Here is a 20,016-nt window from a genome sequence, read left to right on the forward strand (position 1 = left end):
CCATGCGGCAGAGATTGAATATCCTTAAAAAACATCTGCGCGCCAGGGCTTCTTGCTCTGGCGCTTTGTTATGCCTTTTGGCCAGCCTTTCCAGCTTTCCCCATACAGCGTTGGCTGATGAAGCGCAGCTGAAAGGCGTGAACCAGGAAATATCCCGCCAGCAATCCCAACTCGCCGCGCAAAGCAAAAAGCTTACATCCCTCCAGGCAACCCTGAAGAAACAGGAGCAGGCTCTGGCGTCTACCGCCCGGGAGATTCATGACAGTGAACAAACCCTTTCCCGGATTGAAGGTGAAATTGCCACGCTGACCCGCCAGCAAAACCAGCTGGAACAGCAACGGCTCGGCCAACAGGAATTACTGAAAGAGCTCATTCAGGCCCAGTACAAGGCTGGCAGCGACAGTGAGCTCAAAACCTGGCTTGGGGAAGAAAACCGCAGCGACCTCGACCGGATGACGGTTTACTCAGAGGCTCTGGCAAAGGCACGGGCTACAGCCATCGAAAACCTGGCTGCCACTGACACCGAGCTTCAGTTGAAACGCCACCAGCTTTCCCAGCAGCAACAGGCGCAGGAAGCGGAAATTGCCCGCCTGGAAAGCCGCCAGAAAAAGCTGAAACGCGAGCAGGCAGACAAGAAGAAAACAGCCGGCAGTATCCGTCGCCAGATCAGCAGTGACAAAGCCTACCTGTCCGAGCTTCAGGCAAATGAAAAACGCCTGAAAGAAGAATTGGCCCGCGCCGCCGAACGTGCCCGGGTGAAAATGGACGGCCTCGGCAAACTCAAAGGCCGCCTCAACTGGCCGGTTAAAGGGAAAATTCTCCATCGCTACGGCACCAACCAGACTGGAGATATTCACTGGCAAGGCATGGTTATCAGTGCACCTAACGGTACAACGGTACGTGCTGTCCAGGACGGTAAGGTTGTGATGTCAAACTGGCTTCGTGGCTACGGCCTGATGCTGGTAATCGACCACGGCAAAGGGGACATGAGCCTCTACGGTTACAACCAGACCTTGCTGAAAAACCTCGGTGATACCGTTAAAGCCGGTGACCCGATTGCACTCGTAGGTGACAGTGGTGGACAGACCCAAAGCGGCCTCTATTTTGAAATTCGCCGCAAGGGTAACCCGACCAACCCACTTCCCTGGCTTAAGAGATAATCACAGATAAGGAACTCTCATGGCGTGGAAGCGACGGACAGCTTTCTATCTCACTTTGCTGCTTTGCAGTCACTCTGCCCTCGCCATGGGAAAGCTTGCTATCATTATTGATGACCTCGGTTATGACCCCCTCCCCCGTCAAATTGCCCACCTCCCCAAAGAAATTGCAGTCTCCGTAATCCCGTTTACTCCATACGACACCGCTGTCGCACTCAGTGCCTACAGCCAGGGACGGGAAGTCATGCTTCATCTGCCCATGGAAGCCACACCCGGTTCTCCCCAAGAGCCCATGGCACTGATGCTGTCAATGACACCGAGACAGATAACCGACAGAATTCAGGAGGCGCTTTACCGGGTTCCCCACGTCATTGCAGCAAACAATCACATGGGCAGTGTGTTCACGGAAAACTGGGGGGCGATGGTAACTGTGCTTAGATTCCTGAAATCCAAAGGGCTGACTTTTATAGACAGCCGAACCAGCCCGGACAGCAGAGGTTTAAACGTTGCCAGCGAACTCGGTATGCCTATATTGAGGCGAAATATCTTCCTCGACCATCAACAGGATGAAGCCTTTTTCCTCTCCCAGTTGGAAAAAGCCATCAAGCGTGCGGAGCGAGACGGCAAATGTATTGCCATCGCCCACCCCCACCCATTGTCACTGACACTGCTTACAGAAAAACTGCCAGACATTACCCGGCGCGTGGAGCTGGTGCCGATCTCCACCCTGATCAACGGGCAAAAATAAACCCGCCGGGTGGCGGGTTGGTATGAGATGCTGATTGCTTAATCCCAGTTCAGGATGACCTTACCAGACTTCCCGGAACGCATCACATCGAAGCCCTGCTGGAAATCTTCAATGTTATAGTGGTGGGTAACAATCGGCGAAAGATCCAAGCCTGACTGAATAAGGCTTGCCATCTTATACCAGGTCTCAAACATTTCCCGGCCATAAATACCTTTGATAACAAGGCCCTTGAAGATCACCTGGTTCCAGTCGATTCCCATATGGGACGGTGGGATACCCAGAAGGGCAATTTTTCCGCCATGGTTCATGGAAGAGAGCATCGCACTGAACGCAGCCGGAACACCGGACATTTCCAGGCCCACATCGAAACCTTCAGTCATTCCGAGATCTTTCATCACATCATCAAGGCTGGTTGTCGCGACATTTACTGCGCGGGTCACACCCATCTTGCGTGCCAGATCCAGTCGATATTCATTGATGTCAGTGATCACTACATGGCGGGCACCAACATGACGGGCAACTGCTGCGGCCATAATCCCAATCGGGCCAGCACCGGTAATCAGAACATCTTCACCGACCAGATCAAAAGAAAGCGCAGTATGAACCGCGTTGCCAAACGGGTCGAAAATGGAAGCCAGATCGTCTGAAATACCTTCAGGGATCTTAAATGCATTGAATGCCGGGATAACCAGATACTCAGCAAAAGCCCCTTCACGGTTTACCCCAACACCAATGGTATTGCGGCAAAGGTGGGTACGGCCAGCCCGGCAGTTGCGGCAGTGACCACAGGTGATGTGGCCTTCACCGGATACCCGGTCTCCCACCTGGAAACCACGTACTTCCTGACCGACAGCGACAACCTCACCTACATACTCATGACCGACCACCATAGGAACAGGGATGGTTTTTTGTGACCATTCATCCCAGTTGTAAATGTGTACGTCAGTACCGCAAATGGCCGTTTTGCGGATTTTAATCAACAGGTCATTGTGGCCCAGTTCCGGCTTTTCAACCTCGGTCATCCAAATACCCGGTTCAGCCTTGAGTTTAGCCAGAGCTTTCATTGTATTGCTCATGCAATCACTCCCATTTCGCGGCCTACCTTGATAAAGGCATCAATGGCGCGATCCAGCTCTTCACGGCTGTGTGCTGCAGACATCTGGGTACGGATACGTGCCTGCCCTTTCGGTACTACCGGGAAGGAGAATCCAATCACGTAAATACCTTCCTGCATCATGCGGTCAGCAAATTCTGACGCCAGTTTCGCATCCCCCAGCATCACAGGGATGATCGCGTGGTCAGCACCGGCAAGGGTAAAACCGGCTTCGCTCATGCGGGCACGGAAATGGTTGGCGTTTTCCCATAGGCGTTCACGCAGGTCACCGCTTTCTGCCAGCAGGTCGATGACGCGCTGGGAAGCACTGACAATCGCCGGGGCCAGTGAATTGGAGAACAGGTACGGGCGGGAACGCTGGCGCAGCCACTCAATCACCTCTTTCTTACCTGCCGTATAACCACCGGAGGCACCACCCATCGCCTTGCCCAGTGTGCCGGTAATGATGTCGATACGATCCATAACATGGTGGTGTTCGTGGGTACCGCGACCATTGGCTCCCATAAAACCCACAGCATGAGAGTCATCTACCATCACCAGCGCACCGTATTTGTCCGCCAGATCGCAGACTGCCGGCAGGTTGGCAATCACGCCATCCATGGAGAACACACCATCAGTTACAATCAGCGTATGGCGGCAGCCGGCTTCGCGCGCCGCAATCAGTTGTTGCTCCAAATCAGCCATATCGTTGTTGCCATAGCGGAAACGCCTGGCTTTACAAAGACGGACACCGTCAATGATCGAGGCGTGGTTCAGCGCATCAGAGATAATGGCATCTTCCGGACCGAGGATGGTTTCAAACAGTCCTGCATTGGCATCAAAACAGGATGAATAAAGGATGGTGTCTTCCATACCGAGGAAAGCAGACAGCTTTTCTTCCAACGCCTTGTGGCTGTCTTGCGTACCACAGATAAAACGGACTGATGCCATGCCGAAACCATGCTCATCCATACCGGTTTTCGCTGCTTCAATCAGCGCAGGATGGTTAGCCAGCCCCAGATAGTTGTTGGCACAGAAGTTCAGCACGCTGTCGCCGGTACTGACGTCAATTCTCCCCTGCTGGGCAGAAGTAATCACACGCTCTTTTTTGTAGAGGCCTTCGGCCTTCACTTCCTCAATCTGAGCACGAATCTGCTCGTAAAACGCTGCGGACATCACTTTCTCCGGTATGGTGGGGCAGTTACAGCCAGCTTAGAAAAGAGACGCTGTGAACTGAGTGTTAATTCTGAAATAGTGGCATGTAAACGAATATCCGTCCAAACAGCCACCACATTTGGCGGTAGCTATTCGGCAATTTCGGCGATTTTAAGAGGGTGTGTGCAAGGAAGTCGACGGCGTTTGTGTAACAGGTTGCCACAGATCACGATTGTGGCATCTGATCCCGGTAAAGTTGGATAAGTTTGTCTACGTTCTGACGTCCCAATTCAGTTGTCAGTGGCCTGACGATAGCCAAAACCTGAAGCACCCCCTGATATACCACCTGTTTGGTAATCACGGTTCCGGGCACCTGGGCACTTTGGTAAAAAATCCAGCTCGACACCACCAGTTTGAGCGTGTTCGCCATGTCCTGCTGGGAGGCTTCATCAATAGCCACCCACCCGGCTTCATCAAACTGACGGATAACAGCCGTAAGGTTTGCCTTCATACGTTTCTGGGCTGTCAGGTATTTTTCCTGCAGGGAGTCATCCCGGCGCAGGATATCCGGCAGGTTGGCATAAAAGAAGCGGTACCGCCACATCAGGGAAAATGTTGCATCCAGGTAAAGTGCCATACCTTCCTGCATATGATCCCGGCTCTTATCCGGGCTGAACGCCATGGTCAAATCATGGGCGTAAAGATCGAAGATACTGTGTATAATTTCTTCTTTATTGCGGAAGTGGTAGTACAAATTGCCCGGGCTGATGCCCATCTCCGCAGCAATATGATTAGTGGTAACATTTGGCTCGCCCCGCTCGTTAAAAAGCGTCAGGGCAGTATGGATTATCCGATCTCGGGTTTTCATCTTTCGTGTCAATCCTTGGCCCACCGTATAGAGACAATGTTACCATATTGGCCAGTCGGTTTAGACACCCATTTCAGCCATTGGCTACTGACAGATATTAGGTAAAGGTATGATTATTGTAACTGGCGGCGCCGGCATGATCGGCAGCAACATCGTCAAAGCACTCAACGAAGCAGGCTACAACGATATCCTGGTCGTAGATAACCTCAAAGACGGCACCAAATTTGTCAACCTGGTTGATCTGGATATCACCGATTACATGGACAAAGAAGATTTCCTGACCCAAATAATGGCAGGTGACGACTTTGGTCCTATCGAAGCCATTTTCCATGAAGGCGCATGTTCTGCCACTACCGAGTGGGACGGCAAGTACATGATGCTCAACAACTATGAGTACTCAAAAGAGCTGCTGCACTACTGCCTCGATCGTGATATCCCATTCCTGTATGCCTCATCTGCAGCCACATACGGTGGCCGGGACCGTGACTTTATCGAAGAGCGCGAGTATGAAGGTGCCCTGAATGTATACGGCTATTCAAAGCAGCAGTTCGATAACTATGTCCGTCGCCTCTGGAAAGATGCTGAAGAGCATGGTGAGAAACTGTCCCAGATTACCGGCTTCCGCTATTTCAACGTCTACGGTCCACGCGAGCAGCATAAAGGCAGCATGGCCTCTGTAGCATTCCACCTGAACACCCAGATCCTTAAAGGCGAAAACCCAAAACTGTTTGAAGGCAGTGAAACCTTCAAGCGCGATTTCGTATACGTTGGTGACGTGTGCAAAATGAACCTGTGGTTCTGGCAAAATGGTGTATCCGGCATCTTTAACTGCGGTACCGGTCATGCAGAACCATTCAGCGAAGTGGCTAAAGCGGTTATCACATTCCACGGCAAAGGCCAGGCAGAAGAAATTCCGTTCCCGGATCACCTGAAAGGTCGCTACCAGAAGTTCACCGAAGCAGATCTTACCAAGGTACGTGCTGCCGGTTATACAGAAGCATTCAAATCCGTTGCCGAAGGCGTGGCGGAGTATATGGCTATTTTGAATAAAGACGAATACTAAGCTAATTTTAAATGAAAGAAGTAAACAAAAAAAATTTGATGTCACGCTTGCATAATGTGATTTTTTATTCACTGGCCATATGGTTTTATACTGGCCAGTTCTTTTTTGTTGGGAATAATAAAAAACTGGCAACTGTGACAGCAATTTGCTTTTTTGTGGTTGCTATAATCAGTAAGTTAGAAGTGATCAGGTTTAATATACAACGTTATCGCGAACCAATATACTTGATATTCTTATCAGTATTATCGTTAGCGATATTTAAGTATACGTCTGACTCCAGCTCAACTTTACTAAGAACATTGTTCATCTGTTTATTTTTCTCATTACTTATTCCGAGAAATGCATTTTCAATAAACAGTATTTCAATACTGTTCTCCATTTCTTCTCTATTCCTTTTAGGAATGTCACTTTATGCATTCATATATTTAAATATTCCACGAGGATGGTGGAAAATGAATCCCATCCCATTTTCCACTATCTCAGTAAGTTTATTAGTTATGTCAACGGTTCTATTCTTTTCATCAAGTAAAAAAAGGTACCGTTGTATAAACATAATATCTATTGTAGCTGCAGCAATGCTATTAGCCATTAGCCAGACTAGGGGAGCATGGGTTGCTGTGCTTGTTTGCTTACCACTTATAATAATATATCAAAGAAGATGGAAAGCTTTAGCCTACACTTTATTGCTAGTTCTCGTAGCTGGAGTTTTTTCAGCATTTTCTAAACCAACCTTATTTACACATCAAATTGAGAGCCGATTACAACAAACTAAAACTGAAATACAAAGAATTTCGAACAATGACTATGGAAGCTCCATTGGCTTGAGGATTTCCATGTGGAAAAGTTCATTTTTACTACTAAATGAACAACCTTTCTTTGGTTATGGCAATAATTTTCAACAATCACTTAATGAACTATCAAAAAGACATTTAATTCCAAATTCGTTGATATCTTTCCATCCAGTCCACTTCCACAACCAGACGTTAGATAGTTTAGTTAGATATGGCATTATTGGTACTATCATGCTTTTACTACCAATAATCACTTATACCTATCGGCGATTTAAAGAAAGAAGAGAAACATGTTCTTTTGTCTCTTTAATGCTAATTTTAACTTTCTTTATTTGTTCTTTGACTGACGTCCCTCTCAGTCACCCAGAGAGCTTGAGCTTCTTTTTAATATCGTTATCTCTATTATATCATTGCTCAATAGACAAGAAGATTTCTAACAATGTATAAGCCAGAATTTAAAACTAGTTATCTGCACCCTAAATACTGGGGTACCTGGCTTGGTATCGGGTTTGCTGCCATCTTGGCTTTTCTTCCTTTTAGGCTGCGTGACAAGCTGGCGGAGAAAATTGCCCTTCGCATGACCCGGCTTAACAATCTTGCCAAGCGTCGTGCCGTTATCAACCTTCAGGAGTGCTTCCCGGAAAAGTCTGATGAAGAGCGCCAGCACATTCTGAAGCAGTGTTATATCACCGGTGGTTGCGTCATGCTGGGCATGGCTTCGATCATGATGAGAAGTAAACACTTCCTTGAAAAACGCACTGTATTTTTCAATGAGGAACATCTGACCCAGGTAGTTGAAAACGGAGACAATGTAGTCCTTCTCGTGCCTCATGGCTGGGCGATTGACTACCCAGGGGTACAACTTGCCTCACGCGGATTACCCGTTGCCGCAATGTTCAAAAAACAGAAAAACCCAGTTGCTGACTGGCTGCTGAACAAACAGCGACTGAAGTATGGAGGTCGTCTTCACGAACGGGCTGAGGGTATCAAACCATTTATTAAATCTATCAAAGAGGGCTATTTGGGTTACTACCTGCCCGATGAGGATCATGGTCCGGATTACAGCGTGTTTGTCCCCTTCTTTGCGGCAGAAAAAGCCACACTGTCCGGTCTCGGAAAAATGGCAAGACTGGCAAAAGCTAAAATTGTACCGTTAATGCCAATCTATAACCGTGAAACCGGAAATTTCGAGGTGCACGTTTTACCGGCTCTGGATCCTTTCCCTACAGGAAGTGAAGAAGATGACGCGCGTATGATGAATGCAGCTATCGAACAATTCCTGGAAGGTCGTCCGGAGCAATATATGTGGAACCTTAAGTTGTTGAGATCCAAACCCGATGGCACAACGCGTTACTAACCAATTTCAGGGCGCCATTAACGTGGCGCTCTAATTTTCCAGAAAATCGATTGTCAGAGGCTCACCTTTCGCTAAATCTCGAGCCGCTGCTTTTCCCAGCACGTCATTCAGGTATTGGGGTGCCAACCCAAACCCTGGACGTACACTACGGACATTGTCTTTCGTCAGTAATTCACCCGCCTGAATATCCTTCACGGCATACAATGAACGCCTGAATTGCGCGTTTCCCTTTTCAGCTTCTGTTCGGGAGTAATTTACCTTCCCCAAAGCCTGCCAGGCAGTTTTTGCATCTCTGCAGAGACTCGCCAGTTCCTGAGGTTCGAGGGAAAAGGTGTCATCCGGACCTCCACCATCTCTGTCCAGAGTGACATGTTTTTCAATGATACATGCGCCAAGCGCAACAGACGCCACAGCCGTTGCATTGTCTATAGTGTGGTCAGACAGGCCTGACAAAACTCCGAACCGCTCTCTCATATCGGGAATAGTGCGCAAGTTATATTGTTCTGCTGGCGCTGGGTAACCACTGACACAATGCAAAATAACCAACTGGGTACAGCCGTTTTCTCTGGCTGTCTCAATAGCTTCCTGAATTTCCTGCTCATCCGCCATACCGGTAGAAATAATCAGTGGTTTTCCGGTTTGGGCGACACGTTTGATCAAGGGAAGGTCAATAGCTTCAAACGAAGCTATTTTGTATGCAGGGGCATCCAGTTCTTCAAGCAGCTCTACAGCAGTAAAGTCGAACGGAGAGCTGAAAACGGTAATTCCCAACTCTTTGGCTTTTTCGAACAAGGGCTTATGCCACTCCCAGGGCATATGAGCTTCCTGGTAAAGCTGGTAAAGTGTTTTGCCATCCCACAGCCCACCGTGAATCTGAAAATCTTCACTATCACAGTCGATGGTTATTGTATCTGCAGTGTAGGTTTGAAGCTTAATCGCATCGGCACCAGCCTCCTTCGCCGCGTCCATAATCTGGAATGCCCGGTTGATATCACCATTATGGTTGGCTGAGAGCTCTGCAATGATGTAGGGAGGGAAATCCGGCCCGATTTTCCGCCCGTTGATTTCAATAAAATTATTCAATTCCCTCTCCTGGAAACGGGCTGGCGTTGGAAAAACTCAGCTGACAGTCTGTTGTATCCGGCTTTTGTGAACAGCTTTTGCGACGCCTCATTACCTGATAATACCGTGGCATCAATCACTATGTCCGGGTGGATCGTATCCAGCATAGTTAACGTTTGAAAAGCAATCCCCTCACCATAGCAGTCCGGATCAATAAATATTGAAATAAGGTAATGCCCATCGGATTTCCGATCTAACCTCACGACACCAGTTCCGCTTTGAGCCTCGTTGGCAAGAGATTTCTCAATGATATAAAAGTAGTCGTCCGGAGAGGCGATTTTGGCCTGCATCCACCGGGAGTGCTCTGCCCAGGACGGCGCTGCTGGATGTAGCGCAAACTTTCGGGTTTCTGGCCTTAACTGCCAGTCAAACACGCGCTTGCAATCATGTATGTTTGCTTTTCTCAGGCTCAACGATACGCCGTTTTCGATGGATTCAAGCGCCGCGACTACACGTCTTACTCCCAGCCCGTCACAGGCTTTAAGACCTGCGGCCCTGTAGGAATTAGACGGTGCTGTCAGTTTAACCAGTGCCGGGATCAGTTTTTCGTCAATGTCATCGAGCTCCACACACTCAGCAATTCCTTGTTTGGCTAGCATTTTGGCAGTCTGCCGCTGGTTGTCTGCGATGGGCACAACTATACTTGGCAACCCAACGCAGGCTCGCTCCCAGGATGTCGTCCCCGGTGCACCAATGGCAATATCATGGCTGCACATCACCTCTGCCATGTTTTCGACAAAGTCGAATTGTGTCACCCACTCAGACGATTTCCGGCAAAATGCCAGCACGTCATGGTAGTGCGGTGCCTGAGGGTTAATCAGTACCGTCACAGTTACACTGAGTTGTTCACTGCGTGCCAACGCCTGAAGCACTTTTAGTGTGGCATTGGGCTGATCGACTCCCCCCATCGACACCAGGATACGATGTTTACTGGTAGTACCATCATGTGGTTTTAATCCAGCCCAGGCTTCAGCAAATGAGGGATGCACAAGTGCGAAATCAGTCCCGGTTAATGAAAATGGAAAGCTCCCATTTTCATTATATTCTTCTGCACTGCGTTCCAGTGTCTGGTCAAGAACCACATCCGCAATATGATCCCGCACCAAATCATCAATCGCCATTACCCGGCAACCCAGCGCATCTCGAACAACGCCTTCCCACTCTGCATTGATACCGTAATGATCGATAATTACCCAATCCGCCTCAGTGACCTTTGAAAGAAAATCTCTGGCATCCTGTTGCCACCCAACCTGCAGCCAAGTCCGGTAATCCGTCTCGGACTCAGGGTATAACCAATCCTCCGGCCGCTCCATGGGGACAATGTCAAACCCCTGGGCTTCAATCCGGGCAATGAGATCACCGGATTGAGGGCGGGCGGCAAAACTGATTGTATGTCCGCGCTCACGGAGTGCATTGGCAAGCACAAGACAGCGCATCACATGGCCACTGCCAATAAGCAGTGAGGCATCTGTGCGAAAGACAATTTTCATTTGTGCGCCATCACCGCATAAAGTGCTTCAGCCATCTCCCAGTCTTCCTGGGTATCGATATCCTGAACCTGTTTTCTGGGAAGTATCACCGCCCTGGAATGCTCAGCAAATATGGGCTCACCGAGACGAAACGCATTCGGCCGTCCCCAGTAAAATTGTCCGGCATCGTGATAGGCTTCTTCCAAATCCTGGGAGCGGGTCAGCGCGAACTCCGGGTGGAACATCCTCACGCCTTCTTTTCCAGAAACTGAAATGGCCCGCTGGATTGGGAAAGCAAAAGTGGTAGCACTGAAGGCATATTGAACATCGGGCTCATCCATACTCTGTAATCCGGAAAGAATGTTCCCTGCAGTCAGGAAGGGCGCAGTGGCATAAATACAGCAGACTGCATCCAAGTCCCAGTTTTGACTATCACACCAGTTGATTGCATGTTGGATAACTTCAATCGTCGTGGCATGGTCATCTGCAATTTCACCGGGGCGAACGAAAGGTACCTCTGCACCAAATTTTTTTGCTATGTCCCCAATCTCAGCATCTTCTGTCGATACTATGATCCGGTCAAAGCAGCCGGCCTGTCGGGCCGCATCGATTGAATAGGCAATCAGGGGCTTTCCATGAAACAATTTGATGTTTTTGCGGGGAATGCGCTTGCTGCCGCCGCGCGCCGGAATGATAGCGACTTTCACTTTTTTTCCTCCAGCACCGCTTTCAACACTGCAACTACCCTGTCTTGCTGTTTATATGTCATTCCATGGAAAAGTGGCAGGGAGATAGCCTCCCGGTAGTAGGATTCAGATTCAGGGAAATCTCCCCATTGGAACCCAAACCTCTGATAATAAGGTTGGGTATGGACCGGAATGTAATGAATGTTTACGCCGATACCGCTCTGGCGAAGCGCCTCAAAAATCTCGCGGTGCCTCATAATCAGCTTCCCCTTCAAACGCATCACATAGAGATGAAATGACGAATGGTAGCCGGAGGTGCGCATTGGCAAATTTACAGGTAAACCTGCAAGAAGCGTGTCGTAACGGTCAGCCAACTCATTACGTGCATCGACAAAGGATTTAAGACGCTGCATTTGCGTATAACCCAGTGCAGCCTGCAGTTCTGTCATCCGGTAATTAAAGCCCAAATCTATCTGTTCGTAATACCAACTGCCATGAGGCTCTGATTCCATCAAGGACGCTTCCCGGGTAATCCCATGACTTCGCAGCAACGCCAGCCTCTTCGACAATTCGTCGTCGTTTGTCAGTGCTGCACCACCTTCTGCGGTAGTCACGATTTTTACTGGGTGAAAACTAAAAACGGTAATGTCTGAAAAGCTGCAGTCGCCAACTGTACCATCAGGGTAGTGAGCACCAATGGCATGGGATGCATCTTCAATAATACGGAACCCAAAGCGTTTTGACAGCGCGTGGATTTTTTCCATCTCACAGGGCATGCCGGCAAGATGGACAGGAATTACCACCTTGGGCAAGGTTCCGGACTTTTCCGCCTGAATGAGTTTTTCTTCAAGCTTTTTGGGGCAAAGGTTGTAGGTGTCCGGATCAATATCGACAAAATCAACGACAGCGCCGCAATACAGACCACAGTTTGCAGAGGCAACAAAAGTAACCGGAGAGGTCCAAAGCTGGTCTCCCTTACCCAACCCCAATGCCAGGCAGGCGATATGCAAGGCAGAAGTGGCACTGTTTACCGCCACAGCATGACGGGCACCGGTGGCATCCTTCAATGCTTGTTCAAACAGGGGGACTTTCGGCCCCTGAGTCAGAAAATCAGACCTGAGCACCTCAACAACAGCATCAATATCCTGTTGTTCTATTTGCTGCCGGCCATAGGGGATCATTGCTTTACTCACTACAACGATGCCTGATTATCAAACTCAAGGATCTCTTTGGTGTTGAGAAAATGCGGGTTGTTACCGGAGTGGTACTCATACCCTTGTTCCACTGTTTTCCCACTCTCTCCCAACCCATTTAATGAGAAGTCATTCTCAAGACTGTAAAACTTAATGGTCGGACAGATGACAAAGTGATCGTCAAATTCCAGCGTCAGGTGGGAATCATCCGCCGGACACATCACTTCATGAAGTTTTTCCCCAGGACGAATCCCAATAATGCGGATTGGAAGATGAGGCGCGTATGCTTTGGCTAAATCCGTAATTCTCACAGATGGTATTTTAGGGACAAATATTTCACCCCCGTGCATGCGCTCGAAATTTTTAAGAACAAAATCCACTCCCTGTTGGAGGGTAATCCAAAAACGTGTCATCTCGGCATGGGTAACAGGGAGGTGGTCTGAGCCCTGCTCAATAAGGCGTTTGAAAAAAGGTACGACTGACCCACGAGAGCCCACAACGTTCCCGTAACGCACCACGGCAAAGCGGGTTTTACGTTGGCCCACATTATTGTTCGCAGCAACAAACAGTTTGTCCGAAGCAAGTTTGGTGGCGCCATAAAGGCTTATCGGACTGGCCGCCTTGTCTGTTGAAAGAGCAATAACTTTTTCAACGTTGTTGGCAATCGCTGCCTTGATAACATTTTCCGCACCGTGGATATTGGTCTTGATACACTCCATTGGATTGTATTCAGCGGCAGGGACCTGCTTGAGGGCAGCGGCATGAATGACAAAGTCCACCCCTTCCATCGCCTGCTTCATCCGTTCAGCGTCACGGACATCACCAATAAAATAGCGCATGCAAGGGGCATCAAACTCCTGCTGCATTTCGAACTGTTTCAGTTCGTCGCGGGAGAGGATAATCAGTCGCTTGGGCTTGTACCGCTCAAGGATGGTCTTGGTGTATTTTTTTCCAAATGAGCCGGTTCCCCCGGTAATCAGGATCGATTTATTATCAAACATATTCCCCACCACAAACCTGACATCAGCGCCAAATCAATTGCTTATATTACCACGCTGTAAAATTATACTCTCGGCTAGGGCATTTTGTTAGACTCACCACCAGAAGCATGGCCTAAGTCTGACTTTCAGATACCAACAAGAGCCCTTAAACCATGAAAATTCTAGTCATCGGCCCATCCTGGGTGGGCGATATGGTGATGTCCCAAACTCTGTATATCACCCTGAAAAAACAGCACCCTGACGCAAAAATCGATGTGATGGCACCGGCCTGGTGCAAGCCAATTTTGGAGAGAATGCCGGAGGTCAACAAGGCTTTAGAGATGCCGCTGGGCCATGGCGCTTTCAAGTTGGGAATCCGGTATACACTGGGCAAAGCCTTACGTGATGAAGGCTACGACCACGCCTATATCCTGCCTAATTCTGCCAAATCTGCGCTTATCCCGTTTTTTGCCAAGATCCCTGTTCGTACCGGCTGGAAAGGCGAAATGCGTTATGGGCTGTTGAATGACCTGCGCAACAACAAAAAAGCTTTTGATTTAATGATTGAGCGGTATGTCGCCTTGGCGCATCCTGCGGCAGAAATGACTGGCACAGGTTGTCTTACGAATCTCCCCAAACCTCGGCTGAACATAGACAGTGACACGCAATCAGCGACATTAGACAAATTCGGGTTGAATACCGCCCAATACCCTGTGCTTGGTCTTTGTCCCGGCGCTGAATTCGGACCAGCAAAACGCTGGCCAGAGGAGCATTTCGCGACTGTAGCTAAGGAAATGATTGAAGGTGGATATCAGGTATGGCTGTTCGGATCAGCAAAAGATCAGGAAGTCACCAATGCAATAAAATCCGCATTACCCGAACAGATTCAGGAACATTGCGTTAATTTAGCCGGTGCGACATCACTAATCGAAGCTGTCGATCTGTTGGCAGCATGTGAGTCTGTCGTCAGCAATGACTCCGGCCTGATGCATGTCTCTGCTGCTGTGGGTTGTAATATTGTCGCATTGTATGGCTCTACATCCCCAGGCTACACACCGCCGTTAGCAGACAAAGTAGCGATTCTGCACACCGACATTGGATGCCGTCCATGCTTCAAACGAGAATGTCCCCTTGGACATTTAAAATGCCTTACCGAGTTGTCTCCTCAACGAGTTGTATCCAGTTTAAAGCAACTCGCAACCCAAGAGGCTAATGCATGATTGCCCGTTTTCTGTATACGATCTTGCTGGTAATCGCTGCTCCTTTCCTGTTGTATGGCTTGTTCAAAAAGCGACCGAACAAACCATTTGTTGGTAAGCGTTGGAAAGAGCATTTTGGAAAGACACCTGAGCTCACCACAAAAGCAAGGCCATTGTGGATTCATGCTGTTTCTGTTGGGGAAAGTATTGCTGCAATACCTCTAATAAAAGCACTGAAGCAACAAAATCCATCTCAACCCATAGTGGTTACCACCACCACCCCCACAGGTGCAGAACAGATTGCCAAGCTCGGTGATATCGTTGAACATCGATACATGCCCATTGATTTTAGTTTCGCGGTAAGCGGGTTTCTAAAAACAGTAAATCCGGAAAAACTCCTGATTGTAGAGACAGAACTTTGGCCAAATACGTTGTCAACAGTCGCTAAGGCAGGTATCCCAATTATTGTTGTTAACGCGCGGTTGTCAGAGAAATCTTTCAGGAATTACGCCAGAATCCAGCCGCTATTCAATGTGATAACGCCTTGTTTAACCAATGTGCTTTGCCAGTCAGTTGAAGATGCAGGCCGCTTTGAAAAACTGGGAATCAATAAAGACAAGATAGTAGTTACCGGCTCAATCAAGTATGACATCCAGATCTCAGATGATGTTAAACAGAAAGCTAAGGAACTAAGAGCCTTTCTGGGGACCGACCGTCCCGTATGGATCGCAGCCAGTACTCACAAAGGTGAAGATGAACAAGTACTGGACGCACATAAAGAAGTGCTGACCAATCACTCTGACGCGTTATTAATTCTTGTTCCCCGACATCCGGAGCGGTTTGACAGCGTATTTGAGCTTTGTGAGAAACAGGGGCTTTCTGTAACCCGAAGAACGTCAAACTCACCAATCAGCCAAAGCACTCAAGTGTATCTTGGAGACACTATGGGAGAGATGTTAATTCTCCTCGGCGCGGCAGATGTTTGTTTTATGGGCGGCAGCCTGGCTGGTGATAAGGTGGGAGGACATAATGTTCTGGAGCCAGCAGCGCTCGGTGTACCGGTGATTACTGGGCCTAGTTACTTTAATTTTAAAGCCATCGTTGAAGAATTTCTAAAAAAGAACGCTATTATTATTACTGGGCAAACACAACTCGCTCAGAATGTGATTAATTTTTTTAATAATCATAGCCTGATTGAAGAAATGCGTTTATCCGCGTTTAAGGTCACTAGAAAAAGTCTTAATTATTTAAAAAGAACAGTAGAACTGGTAACGAGATAACTTATGAATGTATTCCTCGTCACGTCCCCCTTGCAATACATTTGTGCAAATGAAGCAAGGCTAGCCTACACTGCTAAAAAAAACCTGCTCATTATAATAAACCAAGACAACCCAACTGGAAGAATTCAGATGTCTTCAGTAATAAATGAAGGCGACTGGGATTATACTCTATACTTTGACAGAAACAAAAGAACTACCACAACCCCAAAAATAATAAAGTCAATAAAAAAACTTAGTAATGGTAATTTAGACACTCTTTTTTATAGCGAATACAACGCATGGCGCTCCAAATTAATAATTAAAAATCTTGAATTCAAGAAACATATTTTCTTTGATGATGGAACTATGACATTCTTTGACTATTACGACCATATAAAAGATAAAGGATCGTACCATAGAAAGCGTTTAGTTCAAGATATGCTGTTACGAACACAGGGCGTAAAGCCTATTGGAATTTTACCATTCTTTGAAAACACTGAAATATTTTCCATATTCAGATTTCCTGAATGCAATATTAAATATAGGGAGAACACTTTAACTCACTTAAGGAACAGTATCGACATTTGTAGTGAGTCGTTTAAATCATACAGCATTTTTATAGGACAAGGTTCAATTGATGAAAAAGATAGAATTTCACTATCCGAGTACTTATTAATACTGAAAAAAGCAATATCTAATGCAAAGTACCCACTACTATATATCCCTCACAGGACAGAAGCCTCTCATGTATCAGATGAAATAAAAAAGCTACATAATTTAGTTTATCACAAACCAACTTTTCCAATTGAAATTGAGTTATTCAAATCAAAGATAACACCAGTAGAAATCATAGGCCTATCATCAACAGCCCTTTATACATTATCCATAATTTATCCCAACTCTATAATTTCAACTTTAGAAATAATAAACCCATTCCAAACGCCTAGAGACAAAAGAATATCAGACTACTTGTCAGATTATTTTAATTCAATCAAGAATAAAAAAATTAATTCGAAAACCACCTGTAGTTTATAATCAAGACCTCTTACTTCGCTTAACAGCCAAGTAAGAGTCTCAAGTCTAAAACTAACATTGCTGATGTTTTACGGTTTTTCTTTAAATTAAAATCGTAAAACAACTCAGTTTATTACTATTTTATATATTACATGGACACATAATTTCTCTCACTATGAGAAAGAAGCCTATTTTTTCTACTGAATACTAGCAGGTCCTTCTATTTTTTTAAGTAAACAACGCCAACTATCCCACACTTGAGAGGAGTGATATTCCTTTATATCATGATAAGCTTCACTGCCAAATTCTGCTCTGACTTTTTCATTCTCCATCAATAATTGTAATTTATTTGAGAAATCATCATCATCTGAAGCCAAGTAACCATTTTTATTATTGGTAATTATCTCATTAACACCACTGCAGCTTTCATAACCTATACATGCTAATCCACAACTCATTGCTTCGGAGAGTGATAGAGGGAAACCTTCAAATACTGATGGAAACGCACAAATACTTGCATTTCTTAAAGAATCATGTATCTCCGTTGTAACACCTCTAAAATTCACACTTTTCTCTATACCCAATTGCTTAGATAGTGAAACCAAGTAATTTTTATATTCTATATCACTATCACTTCCAAATAGGTCTACCTCCCACTCACTTCTAATGTGTAAAGGAATTTTAGAAAAGCATTCTATAAGCTTATGTTGTTGTTTATTCTTTTCTATCCTAGCCATATAGATTATTTTTTTACATGATATATTCGCATCATTGTTAAAGTCAGGTATTGGGTTTCCAAGACTTATCACTTCTATATTTTCACCAACGAATTTTTTTACGACTTTAGCGTAACTCGGTAAAAGAGTTTGTATCACTCTAGCCTTATTGATTGACTTTACTTCACGGTTTGATAATTCAGAAAAAACTCGTTTAGGGGAAGTATGGCACATTAGTACTATAGGTGCCTTTCCGTTATAGATCCCCGATAGTGACACTATGTCACTAACACCAAATGATATAATTATGTCTGGAAAAAAATCAGATATATTTTCCTTAAGCAAGTCACCAATTAATTTTTGTTTTTTTGACGTAATGGGATTGTATTTTATTGATAAAAATGGAAGTTTATCCAACGTCCTGAAAAACTCCCTGACGATCTTAAGATAGAATGGCTTTGTTTTTTTTTCATCCAATTTAAGATTAATCAAGCGAACATTGCCATTGGTTTTATATAATGGCTCACCAATTCTATCATCACTATACACAGCTAGAATGTCATTATCTTTTGAAAGCTCATTTGCCATTTCAAAAAATATTTTAGGAGCCCCTCCAACGTGCTCATGAACCTTCCCATGAGCCATGACTAATAAAATTTTCATGTAAATACCTACAGACTAAAACCATCATCCACTATGATATTTTGCCCTGTTACAAATCTGGATTGTTCGGATAGCAAAAATAATATTGAACCAAGTACCTCGTCTACTTCTAACATGCCAGCCCCATGTGTCTTAGACTTATATGCATCTAAAAATGGCTCAGGCTGGTGGTCAAAAATACCGCCTGGGCTCACGCAGTTAATTCGGAAACGGCTATCATTGACGTAACTTGTAATGTACTTACTCAAGTGCTGGATGGCTGATTTTATAGCAGCATATTCAACCGGCATTGTCATCGGTGTATTGTTGTATATCTCAAATTTCGGGGCCACTACACCATATATTGAAGATATATTTACCAGGGAAAAAACACGGTTATTTTTTTGGAAATTTTTGGCACACTGTTGGCCAAATAAAAATGCACTTCCAAGATGAAGAGAGACATTTTCATTAAAGCTACTAAGAGAAACGTCAAAAAAATGTTTTCCGTATGTTTTATTTCTCGGGTATGTGGTATTTACCGCACCATCAATAGATATATCGTCAAAAAGCGAAGTTACACTTTCTTCATCAGTTATGTCGAATTGAACAAGAGTCAGATTTTTGCTTTTAACATCTACTCCCATTTCCGTCAATCGATTACTCATTGCCTCAGGGTTTATATCTGCTGCTATCACTTTTCCGCCTTGAGCTATTACGGCAGGCACCAAGTGTGCACCTAACAACCCCCCCGCACCAGCAATAAGGATGGTTTTATTCTCCAGTTGTTTTTTCATATATCTTTTTCCTGAACAATCGCTTCTGCCAACATGAAATCGTATATATCATCAATATCTACTGCTCGCTTTTTCGGTACTTCAATACACGTAACTGTTCCAGAAAAAATTCCGAAATTTTTGAGAACAAACTCTGGTGTTGTTGCATAAACCACCGTAGTAATATCAAATACTTTTGGTGCATCTTGACGGCGAGATAATTCACCATTTGGTTTATTCACCAATTCAAGATAACCATCATCTGTATACTTGACCATATTGAAATAAGGGCTACGACTGGCTTCAGTAACAGAGATACAAATATCTGCATTTTGGGTGATTCGTTGTAAGATTGCAGATTCTACATCTTCTACACTTCGCAACGGACTGGTGGCGGGAAGGCTGATAAATTCATCGAATGAACCATAATGTTCAAACACCCATTCAATAGCGTGCCTCCACGCAAACCACTCAGGCGCTGTATCTGATGCCAACTCTCTCGGACGCCTTATAACTGTAGCGCCAGACCGAGTGGCTACATCAGCAATAAAATCATCATCAGTGGAAACAAATACTTTTTCGATCGATGGCGATGCAATTGCTGTTTCAACCGAATACTGTAATAACGGCTTTCCCGCTAATGGCTTGATATTTTTTCCAGGAAGCCCTTTAGAACCACCACGAGCAAAAATAAACGCAAAAGTTCTCATATGTTATCCGAATATGTT

19 protein-coding genes are annotated in these 20,016 nt (G+C 45.9%); 8 read left to right on the plus strand and 11 right to left on the minus strand.

The window, feature by feature from the left end; translation table 11 throughout:
* The first annotated feature begins 2 nt into the window (after positions 1-2).
* Both NF212_RS15745 and NF212_RS15750 read left to right on the plus strand, forming a co-directional pair.
* On the plus strand, positions 3-1,160 hold the full coding sequence (locus tag NF212_RS15745) for a peptidoglycan DD-metalloendopeptidase family protein (protein ID WP_434357238.1): 1,158 nt from the start codon (positions 3-5) through the stop codon (positions 1,158-1,160).
* Between the two features lie 19 nt (positions 1,161-1,179).
* Entirely contained in the window at positions 1,180-1,905 is a 726-nt protein-coding gene (locus tag NF212_RS15750; protein ID WP_434357240.1) for a divergent polysaccharide deacetylase family protein, read from the plus strand.
* A 38-nt stretch (positions 1,906-1,943) separates the two neighbouring features.
* On the opposite strand, the gene tdh is transcribed toward NF212_RS15750, so the two are convergent.
* From tdh to NF212_RS15765, 3 genes are all read right to left on the minus strand, one after another.
* Complete coding sequence (gene tdh / locus NF212_RS15755) at positions 1,944-2,981, minus strand: L-threonine 3-dehydrogenase (protein ID WP_434357242.1); 1,038 nt, start codon at positions 2,979-2,981, stop codon at positions 1,944-1,946.
* Positions 2,978-4,174 (minus strand): glycine C-acetyltransferase, encoded by a 1,197-nt coding sequence (locus NF212_RS15760; protein WP_434357244.1) that lies wholly within the window; start codon positions 4,172-4,174, stop codon positions 2,978-2,980. Before NF212_RS15760 ends, tdh begins: the two co-directional genes overlap by 4 nt.
* A 205-nt stretch (positions 4,175-4,379) precedes the next feature.
* Positions 4,380-5,021, minus strand: coding sequence for a TetR/AcrR family transcriptional regulator (locus tag NF212_RS15765; RefSeq protein WP_434357246.1), 642 nt, complete (start codon positions 5,019-5,021; stop codon positions 4,380-4,382).
* Between the two features lie 109 nt (positions 5,022-5,130).
* On the opposite strand from NF212_RS15765, the gene rfaD reads away from it, so the two are divergent.
* The 3 genes from rfaD to lpxM are packed head-to-tail and all read left to right on the plus strand — an operon-like array spanning position 5,131 to position 8,232.
* Positions 5,131-6,084: an ADP-glyceromanno-heptose 6-epimerase gene (gene rfaD / locus NF212_RS15770; RefSeq protein ID WP_434357248.1), complete on the plus strand. Its 954-nt coding sequence runs from the start codon at positions 5,131-5,133 to the stop codon at positions 6,082-6,084.
* 11 nt (positions 6,085-6,095) lie between these two features.
* A complete protein-coding gene (locus tag NF212_RS15775; RefSeq protein ID WP_434357250.1) occupies positions 6,096-7,322 on the plus strand; it encodes an O-antigen ligase family protein in 1,227 nt (408 codons plus the stop codon).
* Entirely contained in the window at positions 7,315-8,232 is a 918-nt protein-coding gene (gene lpxM, locus NF212_RS15780; protein WP_434357252.1) for a lauroyl-Kdo(2)-lipid IV(A) myristoyltransferase, read from the plus strand. Before NF212_RS15775 ends, lpxM begins: the two co-directional genes overlap by 8 nt.
* 30 nt (positions 8,233-8,262) lie before the next feature.
* Here lpxM and pseI read toward each other — a convergent pair whose 3' ends face one another.
* Genes pseI through pseB form a run of 5 tightly spaced genes read right to left on the minus strand, consistent with a single transcriptional unit; the run spans position 8,263 to position 13,703 of the window.
* Positions 8,263-9,315, minus strand: coding sequence for a pseudaminic acid synthase (gene pseI / locus NF212_RS15785; protein ID WP_434357254.1), 1,053 nt, complete (start codon positions 9,313-9,315; stop codon positions 8,263-8,265).
* Complete coding sequence (gene pseG, locus NF212_RS15790; RefSeq protein WP_434357256.1) at positions 9,312-10,844, minus strand: UDP-2,4-diacetamido-2,4,6-trideoxy-beta-L-altropyranose hydrolase; 1,533 nt, start codon at positions 10,842-10,844, stop codon at positions 9,312-9,314. Before pseG ends, pseI begins: the two co-directional genes overlap by 4 nt.
* Positions 10,841-11,530, minus strand: coding sequence for a pseudaminic acid cytidylyltransferase (gene pseF, locus NF212_RS15795; protein WP_434357258.1), 690 nt, complete (start codon positions 11,528-11,530; stop codon positions 10,841-10,843). Before pseF ends, pseG begins: the two co-directional genes overlap by 4 nt.
* Positions 11,527-12,702 (minus strand): UDP-4-amino-4,6-dideoxy-N-acetyl-beta-L-altrosamine transaminase, encoded by a 1,176-nt coding sequence (gene pseC / locus NF212_RS15800; RefSeq protein WP_434357260.1) that lies wholly within the window; start codon positions 12,700-12,702, stop codon positions 11,527-11,529. Before pseC ends, pseF begins: the two co-directional genes overlap by 4 nt.
* Positions 12,702-13,703 (minus strand): UDP-N-acetylglucosamine 4,6-dehydratase (inverting), encoded by a 1,002-nt coding sequence (gene pseB, locus NF212_RS15805; RefSeq protein ID WP_434357262.1) that lies wholly within the window; start codon positions 13,701-13,703, stop codon positions 12,702-12,704. The genes pseC and pseB overlap by 1 nt, the downstream gene beginning before the upstream one ends.
* 152 nt (positions 13,704-13,855) lie before the next feature.
* Here pseB and waaF point away from each other — a divergent pair, with 152 nt between their 5' ends.
* From waaF to NF212_RS15820, 3 genes are read left to right on the plus strand one after another with little or no spacing between them, the layout of a single operon-like run.
* Positions 13,856-14,902, plus strand: a complete 1,047-nt coding sequence (waaF, locus tag NF212_RS15810; protein ID WP_434357264.1) for a lipopolysaccharide heptosyltransferase II — start codon at positions 13,856-13,858, stop codon at positions 14,900-14,902.
* On the plus strand, positions 14,899-16,161 hold the full coding sequence (gene waaA / locus NF212_RS15815) for a lipid IV(A) 3-deoxy-D-manno-octulosonic acid transferase (protein ID WP_434357266.1): 1,263 nt from the start codon (positions 14,899-14,901) through the stop codon (positions 16,159-16,161). Before waaF ends, waaA begins: the two co-directional genes overlap by 4 nt.
* A gap of 3 nt (positions 16,162-16,164) precedes the next feature.
* Positions 16,165-17,175 carry a hypothetical protein gene (locus tag NF212_RS15820; protein ID WP_434357268.1) on the plus strand — a complete coding sequence of 337 codons (1,011 nt, stop codon included), beginning with the start codon at positions 16,165-16,167 and terminating at the stop codon, positions 17,173-17,175.
* A 176-nt stretch (positions 17,176-17,351) separates the two neighbouring features.
* On the opposite strand, the gene NF212_RS15825 is transcribed toward NF212_RS15820, so the two are convergent.
* Genes NF212_RS15825 through NF212_RS15835 form a run of 3 tightly spaced genes read right to left on the minus strand, consistent with a single transcriptional unit; the run spans position 17,352 to position 19,998 of the window.
* Positions 17,352-18,533, minus strand: coding sequence for a glycosyltransferase (locus tag NF212_RS15825; protein WP_434357270.1), 1,182 nt, complete (start codon positions 18,531-18,533; stop codon positions 17,352-17,354).
* Between the two features lie 8 nt (positions 18,534-18,541).
* Positions 18,542-19,309 carry an oxidoreductase gene (locus NF212_RS15830; protein ID WP_434357272.1) on the minus strand — a complete coding sequence of 256 codons (768 nt, stop codon included), beginning with the start codon at positions 19,307-19,309 and terminating at the stop codon, positions 18,542-18,544.
* Positions 19,306-19,998, minus strand: coding sequence for a cytidylyltransferase domain-containing protein (locus tag NF212_RS15835; RefSeq protein ID WP_434357274.1), 693 nt, complete (start codon positions 19,996-19,998; stop codon positions 19,306-19,308). The genes NF212_RS15830 and NF212_RS15835 overlap by 4 nt, the downstream gene beginning before the upstream one ends.
* Positions 19,999-20,016: the final 18 nt, after the last annotated feature.

The organism is Parasalinivibrio latis, assembly GCF_036825535.1.
GTDB classification, from domain to species: domain Bacteria; phylum Pseudomonadota; class Gammaproteobacteria; order Enterobacterales; family Vibrionaceae; genus Parasalinivibrio; species Parasalinivibrio latis.

Excerpts from the sequence above, each read along its gene's own strand:
- pseB (WP_434357262.1), bottom strand. The coding sequence starts at position 13,703 with ATGTTTGATAATAAATCGATCCTGATTACCGGGGGAACCGGCTCATTT.
- NF212_RS15745 (WP_434357238.1), top strand. The coding sequence starts at position 3 with ATGCGGCAGAGATTGAATATCCTTAAAAAACATCTGCGCGCCAGGGCT.
- rfaD (WP_434357248.1), top strand. The coding sequence starts at position 5,131 with ATGATTATTGTAACTGGCGGCGCCGGCATGATCGGCAGCAACATCGTC.
- NF212_RS15835 (WP_434357274.1), bottom strand. The coding sequence starts at position 19,998 with ATGAGAACTTTTGCGTTTATTTTTGCTCGTGGTGGTTCTAAAGGGCTT.
- NF212_RS15830 (WP_434357272.1), bottom strand. The coding sequence starts at position 19,309 with ATGAAAAAACAACTGGAGAATAAAACCATCCTTATTGCTGGTGCGGGG.
- NF212_RS15775 (WP_434357250.1), top strand. The coding sequence starts at position 6,096 with ATGAAAGAAGTAAACAAAAAAAATTTGATGTCACGCTTGCATAATGTG.
- waaA (WP_434357266.1), top strand. The coding sequence starts at position 14,899 with ATGATTGCCCGTTTTCTGTATACGATCTTGCTGGTAATCGCTGCTCCT.
- NF212_RS15820 (WP_434357268.1), top strand. The coding sequence starts at position 16,165 with ATGAATGTATTCCTCGTCACGTCCCCCTTGCAATACATTTGTGCAAAT.
- NF212_RS15760 (WP_434357244.1), bottom strand. The coding sequence starts at position 4,174 with ATGTCCGCAGCGTTTTACGAGCAGATTCGTGCTCAGATTGAGGAAGTG.
- NF212_RS15825 (WP_434357270.1), bottom strand. The coding sequence starts at position 18,533 with ATGAAAATTTTATTAGTCATGGCTCATGGGAAGGTTCATGAGCACGTT.
- tdh (WP_434357242.1), bottom strand. The coding sequence starts at position 2,981 with ATGAGCAATACAATGAAAGCTCTGGCTAAACTCAAGGCTGAACCGGGT.
- waaF (WP_434357264.1), top strand. The coding sequence starts at position 13,856 with ATGAAAATTCTAGTCATCGGCCCATCCTGGGTGGGCGATATGGTGATG.
- NF212_RS15750 (WP_434357240.1), top strand. The coding sequence starts at position 1,180 with ATGGCGTGGAAGCGACGGACAGCTTTCTATCTCACTTTGCTGCTTTGC.
- NF212_RS15765 (WP_434357246.1), bottom strand. The coding sequence starts at position 5,021 with ATGAAAACCCGAGATCGGATAATCCATACTGCCCTGACGCTTTTTAAC.
- lpxM (WP_434357252.1), top strand. The coding sequence starts at position 7,315 with ATGTATAAGCCAGAATTTAAAACTAGTTATCTGCACCCTAAATACTGG.
- pseG (WP_434357256.1), bottom strand. The coding sequence starts at position 10,844 with ATGAAAATTGTCTTTCGCACAGATGCCTCACTGCTTATTGGCAGTGGC.